This is a genomic window from Paenibacillus solani (assembly GCF_050475945.1).
Lineage (GTDB): Bacteria > Bacillota > Bacilli > Paenibacillales > Paenibacillaceae > Paenibacillus_AQ > Paenibacillus_AQ solani_A.
Genome location: NZ_JBCMXJ010000015.1, coordinates 619,694 through 636,035 on the forward strand (window position 1 = coordinate 619,694; position 16,342 = coordinate 636,035).

Annotated in this window: 14 protein-coding genes; 4 read left to right on the forward strand and 10 right to left on the reverse strand. The window is 49.2% G+C overall.

Annotated features, from left to right (window positions below):
• Positions 1–7: 7 nt before the first annotated feature.
• Both ABEQ74_RS17795 and ABEQ74_RS17800 read left to right on the forward strand, forming a co-directional pair.
• The gene (locus tag ABEQ74_RS17795) at positions 8–694 is read left to right on the forward strand and encodes an ankyrin repeat domain-containing protein (protein WP_430123446.1); all 687 of its coding nucleotides are present in this window, start codon (positions 8–10) and stop codon (positions 692–694) included.
• A 33-nt stretch (positions 695–727) separates the two neighbouring features.
• Entirely contained in the window at positions 728–1,954 is a 1,227-nt protein-coding gene (locus tag ABEQ74_RS17800; RefSeq protein ID WP_430123447.1) for an amidohydrolase, read from the forward strand.
• Between the two features lie 120 nt (positions 1,955–2,074).
• Here the strand turns inward: ABEQ74_RS17800 and ABEQ74_RS17805 are convergent, their stop codons facing one another.
• Together ABEQ74_RS17805 and ABEQ74_RS17810 are read right to left on the reverse strand one after the other, a co-directional pair.
• Positions 2,075–2,758, reverse strand: coding sequence for a G1 family glutamic endopeptidase (locus ABEQ74_RS17805; RefSeq protein ID WP_430123448.1), 684 nt, complete (start codon positions 2,756–2,758; stop codon positions 2,075–2,077).
• Between the two features lie 188 nt (positions 2,759–2,946).
• Complete coding sequence (locus tag ABEQ74_RS17810) at positions 2,947–4,290, reverse strand: alpha-L-fucosidase (protein ID WP_430123450.1); 1,344 nt, start codon at positions 4,288–4,290, stop codon at positions 2,947–2,949.
• Positions 4,291–4,408: 118 nt separating this feature from the next.
• Here ABEQ74_RS17810 and ABEQ74_RS17815 point away from each other — a divergent pair, with 118 nt between their 5' ends.
• Positions 4,409–5,236: an AraC family transcriptional regulator gene (locus ABEQ74_RS17815; RefSeq protein ID WP_430123451.1), complete on the forward strand. Its 828-nt coding sequence runs from the start codon at positions 4,409–4,411 to the stop codon at positions 5,234–5,236.
• Between the two features lie 70 nt (positions 5,237–5,306).
• Here ABEQ74_RS17815 and ABEQ74_RS17820 read toward each other — a convergent pair whose 3' ends face one another.
• From ABEQ74_RS17820 to ABEQ74_RS17845, 6 genes are all read right to left on the reverse strand, one after another.
• Positions 5,307–5,609: a putative quinol monooxygenase gene (locus tag ABEQ74_RS17820; RefSeq protein ID WP_430123452.1), complete on the reverse strand. Its 303-nt coding sequence runs from the start codon at positions 5,607–5,609 to the stop codon at positions 5,307–5,309.
• A 6-nt stretch (positions 5,610–5,615) separates the two neighbouring features.
• Positions 5,616–6,608 (reverse strand): helix-turn-helix transcriptional regulator, encoded by a 993-nt coding sequence (locus tag ABEQ74_RS17825; protein ID WP_430123453.1) that lies wholly within the window; start codon positions 6,606–6,608, stop codon positions 5,616–5,618.
• Positions 6,609–6,671: 63 nt separating this feature from the next.
• Positions 6,672–7,169 (reverse strand): DinB family protein, encoded by a 498-nt coding sequence (locus tag ABEQ74_RS17830; RefSeq protein ID WP_430123454.1) that lies wholly within the window; start codon positions 7,167–7,169, stop codon positions 6,672–6,674.
• Positions 7,170–7,391: 222 nt separating this feature from the next.
• Positions 7,392–8,531, reverse strand: a complete 1,140-nt coding sequence (locus ABEQ74_RS17835; protein WP_430123455.1) for a zinc-dependent alcohol dehydrogenase — start codon at positions 8,529–8,531, stop codon at positions 7,392–7,394.
• Positions 8,532–8,914: 383 nt separating this feature from the next.
• Entirely contained in the window at positions 8,915–10,276 is a 1,362-nt protein-coding gene (locus ABEQ74_RS17840; protein ID WP_430123456.1) for a dipeptidase, read from the reverse strand.
• A 153-nt stretch (positions 10,277–10,429) separates the two neighbouring features.
• Positions 10,430–11,251, reverse strand: a complete 822-nt coding sequence (locus ABEQ74_RS17845; protein ID WP_430123457.1) for a cupin domain-containing protein — start codon at positions 11,249–11,251, stop codon at positions 10,430–10,432.
• Positions 11,252–11,476: 225 nt separating this feature from the next.
• Between ABEQ74_RS17845 and ABEQ74_RS17850 the strand changes: the two genes are divergently transcribed.
• Positions 11,477–12,523, forward strand: coding sequence for a right-handed parallel beta-helix repeat-containing protein (locus tag ABEQ74_RS17850; RefSeq protein ID WP_430123458.1), 1,047 nt, complete (start codon positions 11,477–11,479; stop codon positions 12,521–12,523).
• Between the two features lie 147 nt (positions 12,524–12,670).
• Here ABEQ74_RS17850 and ABEQ74_RS17855 read toward each other — a convergent pair whose 3' ends face one another.
• On the reverse strand, positions 12,671–15,838 hold the full coding sequence (locus ABEQ74_RS17855) for an MMPL family transporter (RefSeq protein ID WP_430123459.1): 3,168 nt from the start codon (positions 15,836–15,838) through the stop codon (positions 12,671–12,673).
• On the reverse strand, positions 15,835–16,287 hold the full coding sequence (locus ABEQ74_RS17860) for a MarR family winged helix-turn-helix transcriptional regulator (RefSeq protein WP_430123460.1): 453 nt from the start codon (positions 16,285–16,287) through the stop codon (positions 15,835–15,837). The genes ABEQ74_RS17855 and ABEQ74_RS17860 overlap by 4 nt, the downstream gene beginning before the upstream one ends.
• Positions 16,288–16,342: the final 55 nt, after the last annotated feature.

The window sequence follows — 16,342 nt, forward strand, 5'->3', positions numbered from 1 at the left end:
TATTGGAGTGCTGCGTTTTTCAGCGATTCTATTGGTCCTGTTCCTGTCGGCTTGTCAATCAAATCTGGAGAAAGAAGAGGTGCAGAATATGGATCGTGAACTCATTGAGTATGCCGAACAGGGCAATACGGAGCTTGTCGAACAGCTTCTTCAGTCTGGAGCCAACATAAATGCGACGAATGAGCAGGGGAGAACAGCGGTGATGGCTGCAACTTACCGTAACCATGTCGAAACGGTAGAGGCCTTGATCCAGGCGGGTGCTGATATCAATATTCGGGACCATCAACGAAACAATGTATTTTTGTATGCCGGGGCAGAAGGAATGGCGGAAATCCTGCAATTGGCGATCGAAGCTGATGCGGATGTAACGTTAACTAACCGTTACGGCGGGACGGCTCTCATTCCGGCCTCTGAGCGCGGGCATGTCGAGATTGTACGACAGCTGCTGACCCAGACCAACGTTGATGTGAATCATGTTAATAATTTGGACTGGACCGCTCTGCTGGAGGCTGTCATTCTTGGTGACGGCAGCGAGAATTATCAGCGTATCGTTGAGCTGCTGCTGGATCATGGGGCGGACGCCCAGATTCCCGACGGGAAAGGCATAACTCCTCTGCAGCATGCCAGGGAGCGGGGATATCAAGAGATCGAACAGATTATATTGATTGCAATTAACGAAGAACAAGGCGAATAGAAGGCAGGTATAACCAAAAAGGGGATGAACGCTATGAGTGAACAAAGCACAGCATATTGGCTTCTGAATGTCCGTCTGGAAACAGGGTACCGCTATGAGAATGAAGTTGTGACCGGAACTGAAACGGGACTTTTTCATGTGAAAATAGAAAATGGCACCTTCACTGAGATCCTTACGGCGGATGCTGTGCCTGATACGCTATTGCCGACACGGGACATGAAGGGGGATCTGATGCTTCCTTCATTTAGAGATATGCATATCCACTTGGACAAAACCTACTATGGCGGCCCTTGGAAGGCGCCAACACGTCCGGCCCACGGCGTATTTAGCAGGATCGAAGAGGAAGAAAGGCTACTACCCGAACTGCTTCCTACCGCCAAGCAAAGAGCAGAAGGCTTGCTGGATCTGCTGCTGAGCTTTGGGTCTACCCATATTCGCTCTCATGTTAATGTGGATCCTGTCGTTGGCTTGAGAAATTTGGAGGCCACTTTGAAGGCAGTGGAAGGATACAGGGAAAAGGCTTTTGTCGAGATTGTAGCGTTTCCTCAGCACGGCTTGCTCCGCAGTCAGTCCGTATCCCTGGTCAGGGATGCGCTTCGAAATGGGGCAGCTCTCGTAGGCGGCTTGGACCCCGCAACGATAGATGAGAATATGGAGAAATCGCTCCATACCGTGATGGAGCTGGCTGTGGAAGCCAATGCGCCTATTGACCTGCATCTGCATGAGCCGTCTCATGTCGGGCTTAATACCTTTAAACGCATAGCCGATCTTACGGAAGACGCGGGCTGGAATGGAAGAGTTACGCTCAGTCATGCTCTGGCTTTCGCTGATATCTCCTCAAGCGAGGTAGACGAGATGGCGACTCGACTGGCAGACCTGGGCATTTCAATTACTTCCTCCGTACCGCTGGGTCGAACCATTCCAATCCCACAGCTTCAGCGCTGCGGCGTAGACGTCTCCCTGGGTCAAGACAGCATTATGGACCATTGGTCTCCATTTGGCAAAGGGGATAATCTGGACAAAGCGGGTACGCTGGCCGAACGCTTCAATATGAGCGATGAACGTTCGCTCGGACAGGCTCTCGGGTTTATTACGGGAGGCGTGACCCCATTAGATCGAGATGGCCGCTATGCTTGGCCTAACGCCGGGGATGCGGCAGACGCGGTAATCGTAGAAGCCAGCTGCTCTGCGGAAGCCGTTGCCAGACGGTCACGCCGCCGACTCGTCCTGTTCAAGGGCAACCCGGTTTACGAATCATGATAAAGAAACAGCCGCTGCCTGCCGGAGTTTTCCGGGTGCAGCGGCTATTGTTGGTTATGGGGTTATAGCTGCTTCAAATGCTCATGAGGGTCATCCTTTCCACTGCGTCAAGGTAAATTCCTATTGAACATTTTTAACAACGAACCGGTCTCCCGCTTTGTTCGGATTGGAGGGAATGGAGGTAACCTTTGAATTCTGCAACATGATGCCTCCGTTATCCGCCGTGAGTTTCGGTTTTTTTCCGTTGACGCGGCAGCAGGAAAAGACGACGGGAGACAGCCTCGCCATGGTCGCTAGAGCCCCATTAATTTGGGGTGCTTCTACGATCCACTCCGCCGAGGTCTGCGGACCGTTGTAGCGTTGCAATGTTCGAAATGTCCAATTCCGGGATTCGTTTCGAAGGGTGATTAACCAGTTAGAACCGCTGCGTTTGCTGATGCTGGCATACATCCGGTCACCCGGCTGAATCGGTAGCGGGATGATTGTAGCCGAGGCCGGGAGGATCTCCCACCATGCATAATAGTAAGCCTTACCGTCTATGAATTCATGACCCGTTCCGGTCTGTATCAGATTGCTGTTGCCGAAGCCGTCTATTCCAATCCATGCAGACGAATAGGTAGCTGCACGGCTTGGACGAACAAACGGCACATTCCATTTGGCGGAAATCTGTTTGTAAGCTCCTTTTTTTCCTTCGAGACTGTATCCGCTCCAATTGCTTGATATCCATCCGATGTTACGACGCGGCTTGGTTGAAGTATCAAGTTGGCAAGTGTGATTCCACTTTTCTATCGTGAGAATTCCCATATCTCCCACCGCCTTTACTAGATTGATAGTATATCTAATGAAGAATCGATAGAGTTGGTATGGGTTTTCTGCTAGAAAGTTCGGTAATGAATAGTCGTGCATAAAAATGAGCCTGACACGATGTATTGAAACATCATGTCAGGCTCGATTATGGGTAAAGCAAATTCAATTTCAACCTGTTGTTACGATCATTCCGCTCTGTCATGAAGCTCCAGCTCAATAACCGTATTGCGTTTGTCAGGAAGCGGATACGTAAAGTGTTCAGGCCGGGCAAAATTCACGAAGGCATCTTCAACGAATTCCGCAGCACTCCAGGGGCGGCTAAGGAATAATTCATAACCGTCAGATAGCAGCCTTGCCTTCTTGACTTTGTCGGCCATGCCAATCAGATTGATTGGACCAATGGACTCTTCAAAAACATGGGCGTACAGCTTATTCCCTTTTTGCGTATAGCGTCCCCACTCCGGCTTCGGATAATCGGCTGCCGCGCAGCCATAGATACTGTCGCTGTTCTTGCTCATCCAGTCACCAATCTCGGCCAAAATGTCAAGGCTCTCCTTAGGGATATTGCCTTTTGCATCGGGTCCGACATTCAGCAGCATGTTACCGTTCTTGCTGACGCACTCTACCAGTTTACGGATAATTGTGGTGGCCGATTTATAATTGCGGTCAGCTGCAGCATAGCCCCAGTTGTTGTTCAGCGTAATGCAAGCTTCCCATGGGATCGGGGCTCCTGTCACATCCACAACGCCATGCGGTGGGATAATCTGTTCAGGGGATGCAAAATCGCCGCTATAAACAGAAGGCTCGGTGGTATAGATGCTGCCGCCGCTTTCGCCGCTGCCCTCGAGCCGGTTATCGATGAGGATGTGAGGCTGGAGCTCGCGAATCATTTTCATAAGCTCGGTGGCGCGCCACACTTCACTGCGCATGTCATCATAAGAGAAGTCAAACCACATAATATCGAGTTTGCCGTAGCCTGTCAGCAGCTCCCGAACTTGCCCATGCATATAATCCAGGTAACGGTCGAAATTTTTAGGATCGCGCTTGAAGGCTTCATTCGCGCGCATAGGGTGAATGCGGTCACCATAAGCAGGGTAGTCTTCGTGATACCAGTCGATCAGCGAGAAATATAGGCCGACTTTGAGGCCTTCTTCACGGAAGGCATCCAGAAATTCTTGCACGAGGTCCCGGCCTGCCTTCGTGTTCGTAGCTTTATAGTCTGTCAGCTTACTGTCGAATAAACAGAATCCGTCATGGTGCTTGGCTGTCAGTACGGCATATTTCATGCCTGCCTTCTTGGCAGCTTTGGCCCATTCACGAGGGTTATAATCAACCGGGTCAAATTCATCGAAATACGTCTGATAGTCTTCGATGCTCATCTGCTCCGAGCTTCGGAGCCATTCGCCTCTGGCGGGAATCGAGTAGAGTCCCCAGTGGATGAACATGCCAAAACGGTCGTTTTGGAACCATTGCACACGCTCGGTTCGGTCGCGGATGACTTGGTTTTGTGGAGTGGTAGTTTTTGTCATATGTCAAACCTCCGGTTGTTGGAATTGTCGAGTTTGATTTTATCAAGAATGTGATAGTATGAATAGAGAATTACTTAACTCTGGCGGGTATTATAATAACTTTAGAGGATAATGGAAGATGAAGAATGAACGAAATGGACATGAAGCCATTCAGCAGATGCTCCTGAACATGCAGGTTCAAATCTGGGAAGCCGAGAGAACGCAGTGCTGGCCGGAGTGGAAGGAATTTGACTACACCGTGTCATACAACAAGCTCTATTTTATTCTGGATGGGGAAGGATGGGTGAAGATCGGTGATGAGGAACTGTATCCCGTTCCGGGGCAGCTGGTTCTGATGCCGGCACGCACCAGGCAATCCTACTCTGTCATCAGCGGTCGTCCCTATCTTAAATACTGGTCGCATTTCTCGGCAACGGTGGGTGATTCCGATGTGTTTTCCTGGCTGAATGTGCCCTATTGCTATGACTTGTCGGGGAACGCGGAGATGCCTGCTTTGTTCCAGCAGCTTGTCGATTCGCATCGCTCCGAATCAATCGCCGCAAGGTTGAGAGAAAAGTCGGTGATGCTGGAGATTCTATCCCGGGTATTCGAACATCAGCAGCCGCAGATCCATGCGGACAAGATGGAGGATATGGGCCGGCTTCACAAAGTACAGCAGTACATTAAGAATCACCTGCACGAGGAGATAACCTTGGAGCAGATGGCAGGAACGCTGCATTTGCATCCGAATTACTTTATTAAGTATTTCAAGCGGCATTTTGGGATTACCCCGCAAAAATATTTAAGCCTCAAGCGGATGGAGCAGGCGAAATTGATGCTCCGGACAACTCCGCTGAGCATTAAGGAAATTGCGGACGCGACCGGGTTTGAATCGGCGAACTATTTTTCCAAAACGTTTCGTAAAGAGGTCGGCTACAGCCCGTCCGAATATCGGAACAATATATAGTGAAAAGAAGCTATTCCTGAATTTCGATTCGGGAACAGCTTCTTTTTTAATGGCGTGAAAAATGAATATACTAAATCCCTTTACCCCCAAGGGGTTTCAGCTTGAGCGGCTCCGCGCCGGCGATCAGTGACCGTCCGCGCTGCAGCAGCTCTGACGTATCGGCTCCCTGCAATGAAGCGGCATGGGCATCTTGGCTGCTCCACAATTCCGTAACCCATACGGCATTGGGGTCGCTGTCTGACACGTTCACAATATAGAGTTCACAGTCTTTGTTATCGCTGAGCATCGCTGCTGCTTCGAGCAGGATCTCCGCAAGTTCATCCCGTTTGCCGGGATGGGCGATCAGCTTTCCGTACATGGCGAATTTCTCCATCGTGGTTCATCCTTTCTTATTGGTCATGTGGCTTAACATGTGTTCATAATGGAGGCTCATGCTTGTCGTAATTTCTGTTAACTTAAGGACAAGAGATTCGGGCTCCTGAATGGTTAAAGCTTTGCCATAAGGGAGGAGAAAATAGGGAACATAGGACATCAGTGAAGAAGTGCCCAGCCGGAAATGAACTTCTTCATGCCGACGCTTGATGAGGGTATGTCCGAATAACCAGTGCTGACACAGTTCATTCAGAACATGCTCATGACCTTGGATGATAACATCGACCAAGGATTCATGGCTGTCCGGACCGGGGAGAAGATTGCCAAGGAGTGCTTCCTTGGCCGAGAAATCAGCAGGCCGTTCAAATAAAAGTTCTGTCTGCTCCAATCCCATGATCCGATCCACGCGAAAATTGCGAATCTCATGTCGCAGATGACAGTAGCCGGCTGCATACCAGTGACCTTTCCAATGGATAATGCCATAGGGATCGAAGTTACGGGTCATGCTGTCGCCTTCCCTGCCCTTCGAATACGTCATCGTCAGCGTTTGCCTATGTGCCGCGGAACTCTCCAGCGTCTGAAGCAGCGGCCGAAGCCTGTCATGGACAGGAGGCTGCAATACCGAGACTCCGCTGCCGTGCCGTTCAATGTGAGAAAGCTGTTCCGCGTTCGTATAACGCTTCAGCTTGCCGATTGCCCGCTCCAGTGCGTCCGTATACGGATAGCCGGATTCTTTGGCAAAAATCGAGGCGTGCACCAGTGCTTTCTGCTCTTCCGCATCAAACAACAGCGGGGATTCCGCAAACTGCCCGTGAATCCGAAAGCCGCCGTTCGGCCCGGAATCGGCAATGATCGGTGCACCACTGGCACACAACGAATCGATGCAGCGGTATACCGTTCGAACATGGATTTCCAGCTCATCGGCGATCTGCTGTGCGGTCATTTTCTTGCCTGAACGGAGCATCCACAGGATCGACAGCATATTATCCGCTTTGGACATCAAGGCAGGCTCCTTCCATTTGCAATAATCTTCAATGTTGAAATTAATTCGATTGTATCTTTTTTACACGAGCGGGTCCATGCCCTTGTCGATCCAGGAATCGTAGTTCGGACCGTAGATCTCGGGAATCCGCAGACCGGCTTGTCTCATCAGCACCGTCATCTGTCCGCGGTGATGGGCTTGATGAATCAGAGTAAAGTGGAGGAATGCCGCATTTGTCCAAGGCTCTCCATCGAATTCACGGGTAGCGCTCAGATCCTCCTCGCTCCACTGTGACTGAACCGCATCCAGAAGTGCATGCCGGATCCGGCGGTAGCTATCCGCAATTTCGGAAGCTGAATCGGGAATCTCCTGCTCGCGAGACGGGGCTTCAAATTGCAAACCGAGCATGGTCATATACTGAATGGACATTACCAAATGCCAGGCCAGCTGACCCAGTGTGCGATGCTGGTCCGTTATGGCAGTTTTAAGCGAATCGTCTGTCAAAGTCTCCAATACTTGTTCTGTTATATGCGCCTCTTTTAACCATTCCGTTGTAAAATCCGCTTTGCTTATGTTCATGTGCTAACCCTCGCTTTGTTTAGAATGTGTGCTTCAAGTCGAGTATAGGACATTATTCCTGACAGTTACGGTCAGTGATTAGGAGGCAAAGTAGAATTTTAGTGGAAATGGAGGGACAATCTAATCATTCAATTATCAATAAGGACACAAAAAACCAAGCATTGACCCTCGTCTGTTACAGATGGGACAAGAACGCTTGGTTGTTCCTTTTGCAATATAGAGTTAAGGTTTCAAGATCACCTTTGTGCAATCCTCTTGGTGATCGCTAAATATCCGGTAAGCATCACTGGCTTGTTCGAGTGGCAGCCGATGGGAGATGATCTCGGTCGGGTCGAATTCGCCGGCGGTAATTTTCTTATACAATTCGGGCATATAATGAATGACCGGAGCTTGGCCCATGGTAAGGGTAATGTTTCGTTCGAATATATGGCCGAGCGGGAACATATTGTACAGCGAACCGTATACGCCGGTCAGCTGAATGGTGCCGAATTTCCGAACGGCATCCATCGCAATATCGATTGCACTTAACGTGCCGCCCTGGAGCTTCAGTTTTTGGCCAATGGCCTCCATAGCGGATTTTTTGCCGTCCATCCCTACGCAATCGATTACGATATCCGAACCGCCCTTGGTAATCTCGCGAATATAGGCACCCATATCGTCATAATCTTCAAAGTTGTATATCTCAACATTGTTCATTTGTTTTGCTTTTTGCAGCCGGTAAGGGAGACGATCCACAGCGATGACTCGTTTAGCGCCTTTCATCCATGCGAATTTCTGGGTCATCAGTCCGACAGGCCCGCATCCAAGCACCGTTACGGTATCACCTGGCTTCACTCCTGCGTTCTCAACACTCCAATACGCAGTCGGCAGAACGTCAGATAAGAAGAGAAGGGCCTCGTCTTCCAGCTCACATGATTCCGGAATGACAAATGGCATAAAATTACCGTACGGTACGCGTAATAACTCAGCTTGTCCTCCCGGATAGTTTCCATAACGCTCCGTGAATCCCATATAACCGCCAGTATGGATATCCGCTCTGCGATTCGAATTGTCGCATTGGCTTTCCATATCATGTTCGCAATAGTAGCAATTACCGCAAGATACATTGAACGGGAGAACCACACGGTCTCCTTTTTTCACGCGAGTGACGTTAGTGCCGACTTCTTCAACAATTCCCATAGGTTCATGGCCAATGACGTAATCTTTAGCGGCTGGCAGAGCTCCTAAATATATATGGAGATCGGAACCACAAATAGCTGTAGAGGTAATACGGACAATGATGTCATCCTGCGTCAGAATCTTAGGATCCTCGACATGCTTGACTTGTATGTCTTTTGCGCCTTGAAATGTGACTGCTCTCATACTTTCCCTCCTCATCTATTGTGCCTTATCTTTGGATTAAATACCCATTATGTGTTTTCATGAACATCTCTATCATTATTGATAGCTGCAGGAGTTTGTATGCACTCAAATGTAAAGAACTTCATTTTAACTGCAAGTGGAAAGAGGCAGAGGAGGATGCTGACATACCGAATGTACATAGCTGTAGGAGAAAAATAGTGGGTTAATTGATGAGGCATTAGCTTCTTATTCGCTGTAATTGAAAATTGTTTATATTGTGCAAATGCATCTACATATAAGTAAAAGACGCATATCGGCAGGATTCGATTCCTGCGATATGCGTCTCTTATTACGGGCATCTATTCTGACCTGGTATGGTCAGTTAGCTTACGGAGCCGAGGTTATTACACTAGCTTCAGATACTGTACAATTGTCAGCAGCCCTTTATCGAAATTCTCCAGATTAAAATGTTCATTTGGTGCATGCAGATTCTCATCCGGCAAGCCAAAGCCCATCATGACAGCAGGAGCATGGAGTGTACTGGACAGCTTCTCCACGATCGGAATGGAGCCGCCATCTTTTGTGAAAAGGGCGCGGGTTCCATACACTTGCTCGAATGCGTCCGCCGCTTTTTGCAGCATCGGATGGGACGGATCGATGTTAAATGCGAATGCCTTTTCCTTCGGTTTGAATGTAATCTTTGAACCGGTAGGAGTGTGGGCATGTAAGTGTGCTTCAATTGCATCGAGAACCGCTTGCGGATCCTGGTCTGCAACCAGGCGACACGTAATTTTGGCATGGGCTTCTTTTGGAATTACCGTCTTGCTGCCCTCACCCTGGAACCCGCCGTATACGCCGTTCAGCTCAAGAGTCGGACGCGCTCCCACGCGTTCAACGAAGGAAAAGCCTTCTTCGCCATACAGGGAATCCAGGCCGAGGTCCTGCTTCAGCTTTTCCTCATCGAATTCTTGTTTGGCAAACTCCTCGCGCATCTCGGGAGACAGCTCCAGCACACCGTCATAGAAACCCTTCACGGCGACGCGGCCTTGTTCATCATGAAGTGAAGAGAGCAGGGAGACGAGGGCATGCAGCGCGTTAGGAACGCCGCCGCCATATGTACCGGAATGAAGGTCCGTATTGGCTGTTTCCAGGGACAATTCCAGCGAACATAATCCGCGAAGACCTGTGGATATGGCCGGTCTGCCCGGTGCGAGCAGGGATGTATCCGAGATGACGATGGCATCTGCAGCCAGTTTGTCCTTGTTCTGCTCAAGGTAAAGCGGCAGGTTCGGGCTAGATACCTCTTCCTCGCCTTCAATGCAGAATTTAATGTTGACCGGAAGCTCTTTCTCTTGCTTCAGCATGGCTTCCACGGCTTTCACATGCAGGAAGAGCTGGCCTTTGTCATCTGTAGCTCCGCGAGCGTACAATTTACCGTTACGGATCGCCGGTTCAAATGGCGGGGTTTCCCATAAATGAAGGGGATCAACAGGCTGTACATCATAGTGGCCGTAAACGAGCACGGTCGGTTTGCCTTCAGCATGCAGATAGTCTGCTGTGATGATGGGGTGCCCGGCTGTTTGGTGGATTTCTACATGCTCCAGTCCTGCTTCATTCAGTTTGCTGGCAAGCCATTCGGCTGCTTTTGCAACGTCGCCTTTATGGTCAGATAAGGCGGAAATGCTGGGAATGGACAACCATTCCTTTAATTCATTCAGATGTTCTTCGCGATGTTCAGCAAAATACGCTTTATAATCAACGCTCATGTATAGGAACCTCCTTAAATTTACATTGGGCATTCAAATGATGCCTTACCTTACTATTCTAACCCTTTTTCAAAGATAACGAAATAAAACGGCGTATACAAAATAAGAAGATACACAGCTTTAATTATGGCTGCGTATCTTCAGAAGCTCGCTTCATCCCCAGAAGGGCCTTGAGAAAATATCCCCTTGATTGCCGATCATTTGCTGCTGCGGGCGCCGGGACTGCTGCTGCTCAGATGGAGATGGTGGATGCAGAGGGAAGGTATCTTGAAACAGTTGTCGCTGCTGGAAGAGCTGCTGCTGTTGCTGGAATTGTTGCTGCTGCTGTTGTTGAAGAAGCTCATAATCATGATTGTTATAAGTTCCCTGATGATCATAGTGATGATTATGATGCGAAGGATGATGTTGATGCATCATCTGGCCTTGCATTTGTTCTTGATGCATGCAATTTTGGGGTGGCCCGATCACAACGGTATCGGTAATAGGTGCAAGTGTATCTTTGACTTTGGCCTCATCCAGGCAGTAAGTATGAGCGAACACGCTAGCCGGCGTCAATCTCAAGAGATCCGAACCTCCAATGAATTCAGGCACAGGAGCGTCAAAGACCGCGATCAGGTGCGTGTTGTCAACCGTCGCCATTTCATAATGCCACCAGCCTTGAGGGACGAGCGCAACCTGGCCGGGTGTTACCGTGAAGTTCAGCAGTTCTTTCGTAAACGGATTGACGATGGAGACGATGACGGAACCGGAAATAACATATATCAGCTCCGATGCATTCTGGTGGATATGCGGCTCCACCACGTTGCCAGTGCTGAGGTATATATCCAGCAGGGAAGCGTTGCCGAGCGTATTCAATTCTTTTACCGAGAGAGAATTAATGTAATTTTGACTGTCTTTTCTGAAAAAAGGGTTATTGCTCATATCATAAGTAAACCGAACGGACGGTGAGGTGAAATCCATATAAGAAGTTGCCACTGTGACTCCTGCCCTTCATCATGTAGTAGGCGTTGACCCATAAAATACGTTATTCTCCTAGGCAATCGTACGTGAGCCCAATTTTATGAATCAGCAGCATGCAAGCCATCCGATAGCAGGGAGGTTTCCGCTAAGTTCATCATGAGTGGAACGGTTTGTTTCTGCTTCTCATTAATATGGTAATGAGGTTTATAGCTAACGATGACAAGGAGGGGGTCATAATTAATGAATAAAGCGAGAATAAATCGCGGCTTACTTACGCTGGTTTTGGCCGCTGTGGCACTGCTGTTATGGACATCCATATGGAGTACATCAGTTCATGCGATCGCCCGGTCGGCAGCCGTTGGTGACAGTGGAGCTGTACCATCAGGATCTGATCTGTCGGAGGACGTAATAGCCTGTTCCACGGCATCATGTCTGCATAGTGCATTAAAGAATGTGCTCCCCGGCAAGCGGATTGTACTTGCACCCGGTACGTATACGGGAAGCTTCTCAACGGATGTTGAGGGAACAGCACAGCAGCCTATCATAATCGAAAGTCAGAATCCGGATAATCCCGCTATAATTTCAGGATATTCCATAGGTTCCGGATATGGTCTGCGTGTCCGAGGCGATCACTGGGTGATCCGTAACCTGAAGTTTACCAATGCGCAAAAGGGAATCCTTCTGGATCATTCCAATTACACTTTTATAACCGATGTGGAGGTTTACCATATTGGATATGAGGCCGTGCACTTCCGGGACGGCACTTCCTATAGTTCCATCGAAAACTCAAGTATTTATGAAACAGGTAAGGCGGGGGCAGGCTTTGGGGAAGGAGTCTACGTAGGCTCTGCCGAAGGTGCGGGCTACAATCAGAACACACACTACAATACAATACGTAACGTTGTATTCGGACCGAATATTACTGCGGAGCATATCGATATTAAAGAACGATCGATCGGAACGCTGGTGGAGGGATGCACCTTCTACGGCGACGGAATCAGCGGTGCGAATTACGCCGACAGCTTCATTGATGTAAAGGGTAATGGAGCCATCATCCGTAATAATACCGCTTATCAGAACGGGAACAGCCTTATCGTGGATGCATTTCAGCTTCACGAGATCGTAACTGGGTGGGGGACTGGTAATGTATTTTCCAACAATACGCTGTACCTGACAGACCCTTCGGTATATGTAATCGGAGCTTATAACCAAACGTCGGCCACGGCGCATCAGAATACGAGAAGCCCGGCAGGCAATATGTACAAGGGGAATGTAACAGTTCAATAAAATAAGCGACCGGCAATATTGAGTGAAATGAAAACAACCCGTATGCCATGATGTCAGCATACGGGTTGTTTCTATATATAGAACTTCGATGAAGCGATGAATCAAACTGTCAAAGAGGACGAAGCGATATTAATGCCTCCTGGTCCATTACATGTTCAGATCATGTCCTTTGCTTGAGGATTCGCCCTGTTCCTTAGGACTGAATGGCCACCAGTTAGCCCGGCCAAAGATACGTACCATGACCGGCACGAAGAATGGCAGGAATACGAGAGCATAGAGCACAAGTCCAACCAGAACTACGGTTGCGATCTGCATCATGGACAGTACGCCCGATGGATACATCGCCGCGAAGGTACCGCCAAGAATGACTACCGCAGACAGGATTACCGTTCCCATGTTGCGCATGGCATGGAGAATGGCATCCTGAACATTCCAGGATTTGTTCTCATTGAAGCGGGCCATGAGGAAGATGCTGTAGTCAACTCCAAGCGCGATCAGCATGACAAAGCTGAAGAACGGCGTGGCCCAAGTAATACCGGAATACCCGAAGCCGTGAACGAAGATCATTTCAGTTACACCTACAGCGGTAAAGTAGGTAATAACCAATGAAATAATCAGGTAAATCGGCATCACGATGGAGCGCAGAAGCAGAACCAGAATAATGAAGATTCCGCTCAGCATGAGAATAACGGTTCGGGAGTAATCTTCATTCGATATATTTTGCAGATCATTGTTGGTGCTGGTAATGCCGCTGATGGCAACTTCTGCATTCTCTAATTTCGTGTCTTTTACGGCACGATCTACGGCAGCTTGGATCTGCTCGACGGTTCCAAGTGCTTCCTCGCTGTATGGATTGGTAGCCAAAACTACATCCAGTGTCATCACTTTACGGTCTCCGCTTAAATAGGTATCGAATACCGTCTGGAACTCTTCATTCTCGAGAGCTTCTTGTGGAATGAAGAATCCGCTGAGGTCCTCATCATGAAGATCCTGAATCTGCTGCAGATAATCCTGTGCGGAATGCAGTCCATCCGAAATTTGCTTCAGACCGTCCGCGCTGGCGCTCAGCCCTTCCGTCAGCTCTCCGATTTGGCCGGTAAGATCACCAAAGCCGTTGGCGAGCTGCTTCTGACCTCCCTGCAGCTGGTCCAGTCCGCCCGTAATGGAAGGGATCTTGCTTACAATCTGGCCTTGCCCGTTAGCTGCCTGAGATAGACCGGATTGAAGCTCTCCGATACCAGCTACAAGCTGTTGAAGTCCATCGGCAAGCGCCGTTTGCCCGGCAGCTGCCTTTGCGTAGCCTGCATTTGCTTCAGACAAGCCGGCTGCAGCACCTTTGAGCTGTTCGGAAATCTGACCCAAGCCTGCTGCCAATTCGGCTGCGCCTGCGGCCGTCTGCGTTACGGTTCCTTTTATAGTTTGGTAATCCGTATCTTGCATAAGCTCCGGATAGCTGCTCTCAAGGCCCGTGAAGGAGCCTTCAAGCCCGCCTAATGCAGCCGAAACACCGCCAAGCTGCTCTTTAAGTCCGGCAATGCCGCCTTCCAATGCTCCCAGTCCCGTATCGAGTTGTTTGTAGCCTTGAAGAAGCTGGGCATGTGCTGTCGCTAACTCTTTGGCGCTTTGTGCAGCTTTCGCTAGACCGGCTTTGATCTCGCCCGCGCCTGCGCTTCCGTTTTGAATCCCTTTTTGAATAGCGCTTAGACCTTGACCAAGTTCCGCAATTCCATTTTTGAGATCGGCTGTTCCCTTGGTTAATTCCTTGGCTCCCGCGGCGGCTTCATTTAGCTTAGGTGCATTATCGCTGAGCTGTTTGCCTGCTTCGGTCAGACCGTTCTGAATCTCGGTCAGACCGTCTTTGGTTTCTCCCAATCCTTCATTTAACGTCTTGACTTGAGTAGGAATAAGGAAGTCGTTGATTTGCTCACCTGTTGGGCGGGAGAGACCGCGTACGCTGGATATGCCCTCAACCTTTTCAACTTCCCGGCTGATTTTCTCAGCGAGACCCATGTATTCGGCTGTATCCATCCGGTCATCATTCTTGATTACGATGGTGGAAGGCAGCGATTGTCCGGGACCGAAGCTGTCCGAGATAATGTTGAAGCCCTTGACCGAAGCGTAGCTTGGTCCGATTTCTTCTAAGCTGTTAAATGACAGCTTGCCGCTATAGGTGACCAGGAATGGAGCCACAATCACAGCTACAACAAGCAATGCAGCCCATGGGCGTTTAAGCGAGAAGGAACCCGCCGCTCCCCAAAGCTTATTTTCACTATGCTCCAGTTTACCGCGTGATGGCCAGAAGAGCTTCTTGCCAAGCACAGCCATGAAGAACGGCACAACTGTAACCAATGCAAGTAACATAACAGCGATGCCGATGGCCACCGCAACTGCTGATTTATACAGAATGAATTTGGATAATCCGATCGCTGCAAAACCTACAAATACGGCAAGACCGGAATAAAGAACGGTGCCGCCTGCTTTTCGGTAGGTCTCGATGATAGCCGTCTTGGTATCTTCAGATGTGCTGAGCTCTTCCTTAAATCGGCTGATCAGCAGGATGCAGTAATCGGTTCCGATCCCGAACATAACCGCCACCATAAAGATCTGGGTGAATGTCGATATCGGAAAATTGAATTGGTCTACAAGGAAGGATACAACCGATTGAGACACGATGTAACTGAGTCCCACGGTTAAGAGTGGCACGAACGGTGCTACAAAGGAACGGAAGACAAGAAACAGAATAAGAAGAATGAAGATGACCGTAATATATTCCGTTTTCTTCAAGCCTTCCTCGGAGCTGACGATGGTATCTTCGTTTATGAGACCTTCGCTTGTCAGGTAATGGTCGGCTTGAACGCCTTTGAGTACCTGATCAACCTTCTTCGGCAGCTCCTTCACGGCTTCGTCGCCGCCGCTGACCTGAAGAGCGACCATGATGGTCTTTCCGTCTTCAGCAATCAGTGTGTCTTCCAGCTCTGGCTGTGTGAATGGTTCATTAATGGAGTCGATATGGAGGCTTTTTTTATTGTCGTTCAGTGCTTGAACGCCCTCCCGAATACTCTCTTTATCCGCTGCACTTAGCCCATCGGGCTTGTTGAAGACGAGTGCAACCTGGTTCAGGATTTCGCCGCCTTCACCACCGGCAGCTTCCTTAAGAATTTCCGCGGCTCGTGAAGAGGTATAACCATCAGGTACGGATAATTGCCCCTTTTCCCGTACCAGATCCGCCATGGAGGGTGCGAGCAGAAACATCGCGACAGCTGCAACCAGCCACAGCACGATAATGGCCCATCTTGCTTTCAGTATGGCTTTCAATTCTTTCTCCCCCCTGATTCAAACATCAATTGCCCCAGTTTCTCGAACATCGAGATAAACATTTCAATATCTTTTTCTTCAAAATGCTGTAGATAAGGGGAGACGATCTCCCTCATCTGTTCCTGGGCAGATTCAAAAATCGTATGTCCGTATTCCGTTAAAGTGAGATAAACCAGCCTACGATCTGCTTCATCTCGGGTTCTGTCGATAATGCCGGCATCCACGAGGCGGTTGACGATGGCAGTAACCGAGCTTTTTCCGACCGCCAGAGCTTCCGCCAGATAGGACGAAGTGCAGCGATCCATGCTGTTGATCAAGCGCACGACTTGAAACTGGTCACTAGTCAAATCCTCCCCGAGCTGCTCCCGAATCTGGGCATTGATCCGCCGCGATACCAGCAAATAAACATCGACATACCGGTCGATCCATTGCCTTGCCTTATCGTTCAACAATAGTTCTCCTCTCGAATAGTTCATGTATGAAATAGTTTCATTAATGAACTAT

What these genes read in the sequence shown, in the direction of transcription:
- ABEQ74_RS17800 (WP_430123447.1), top strand. Translation starts at nt 728, where the DNA reads ATGAGTGAACAAAGCACAGCATATTGGCTTCTGAATGTCCGTCTGGAA.
- ABEQ74_RS17805 (WP_430123448.1), bottom strand. Translation starts at nt 2,758, where the DNA reads ATGGGAATTCTCACGATAGAAAAGTGGAATCACACTTGCCAACTTGAT.
- ABEQ74_RS17810 (WP_430123450.1), bottom strand. Translation starts at nt 4,290, where the DNA reads ATGACAAAAACTACCACTCCACAAAACCAAGTCATCCGCGACCGAACC.
- ABEQ74_RS17815 (WP_430123451.1), top strand. Translation starts at nt 4,409, where the DNA reads ATGAAGAATGAACGAAATGGACATGAAGCCATTCAGCAGATGCTCCTG.
- ABEQ74_RS17820 (WP_430123452.1), bottom strand. Translation starts at nt 5,609, where the DNA reads ATGGAGAAATTCGCCATGTACGGAAAGCTGATCGCCCATCCCGGCAAA.
- ABEQ74_RS17825 (WP_430123453.1), bottom strand. Translation starts at nt 6,608, where the DNA reads ATGTCCAAAGCGGATAATATGCTGTCGATCCTGTGGATGCTCCGTTCA.
- ABEQ74_RS17830 (WP_430123454.1), bottom strand. Translation starts at nt 7,169, where the DNA reads ATGAACATAAGCAAAGCGGATTTTACAACGGAATGGTTAAAAGAGGCG.
- ABEQ74_RS17835 (WP_430123455.1), bottom strand. Translation starts at nt 8,531, where the DNA reads ATGAGAGCAGTCACATTTCAAGGCGCAAAAGACATACAAGTCAAGCAT.
- ABEQ74_RS17840 (WP_430123456.1), bottom strand. Translation starts at nt 10,276, where the DNA reads ATGAGCGTTGATTATAAAGCGTATTTTGCTGAACATCGCGAAGAACAT.
- ABEQ74_RS17850 (WP_430123458.1), top strand. Translation starts at nt 11,477, where the DNA reads ATGAATAAAGCGAGAATAAATCGCGGCTTACTTACGCTGGTTTTGGCC.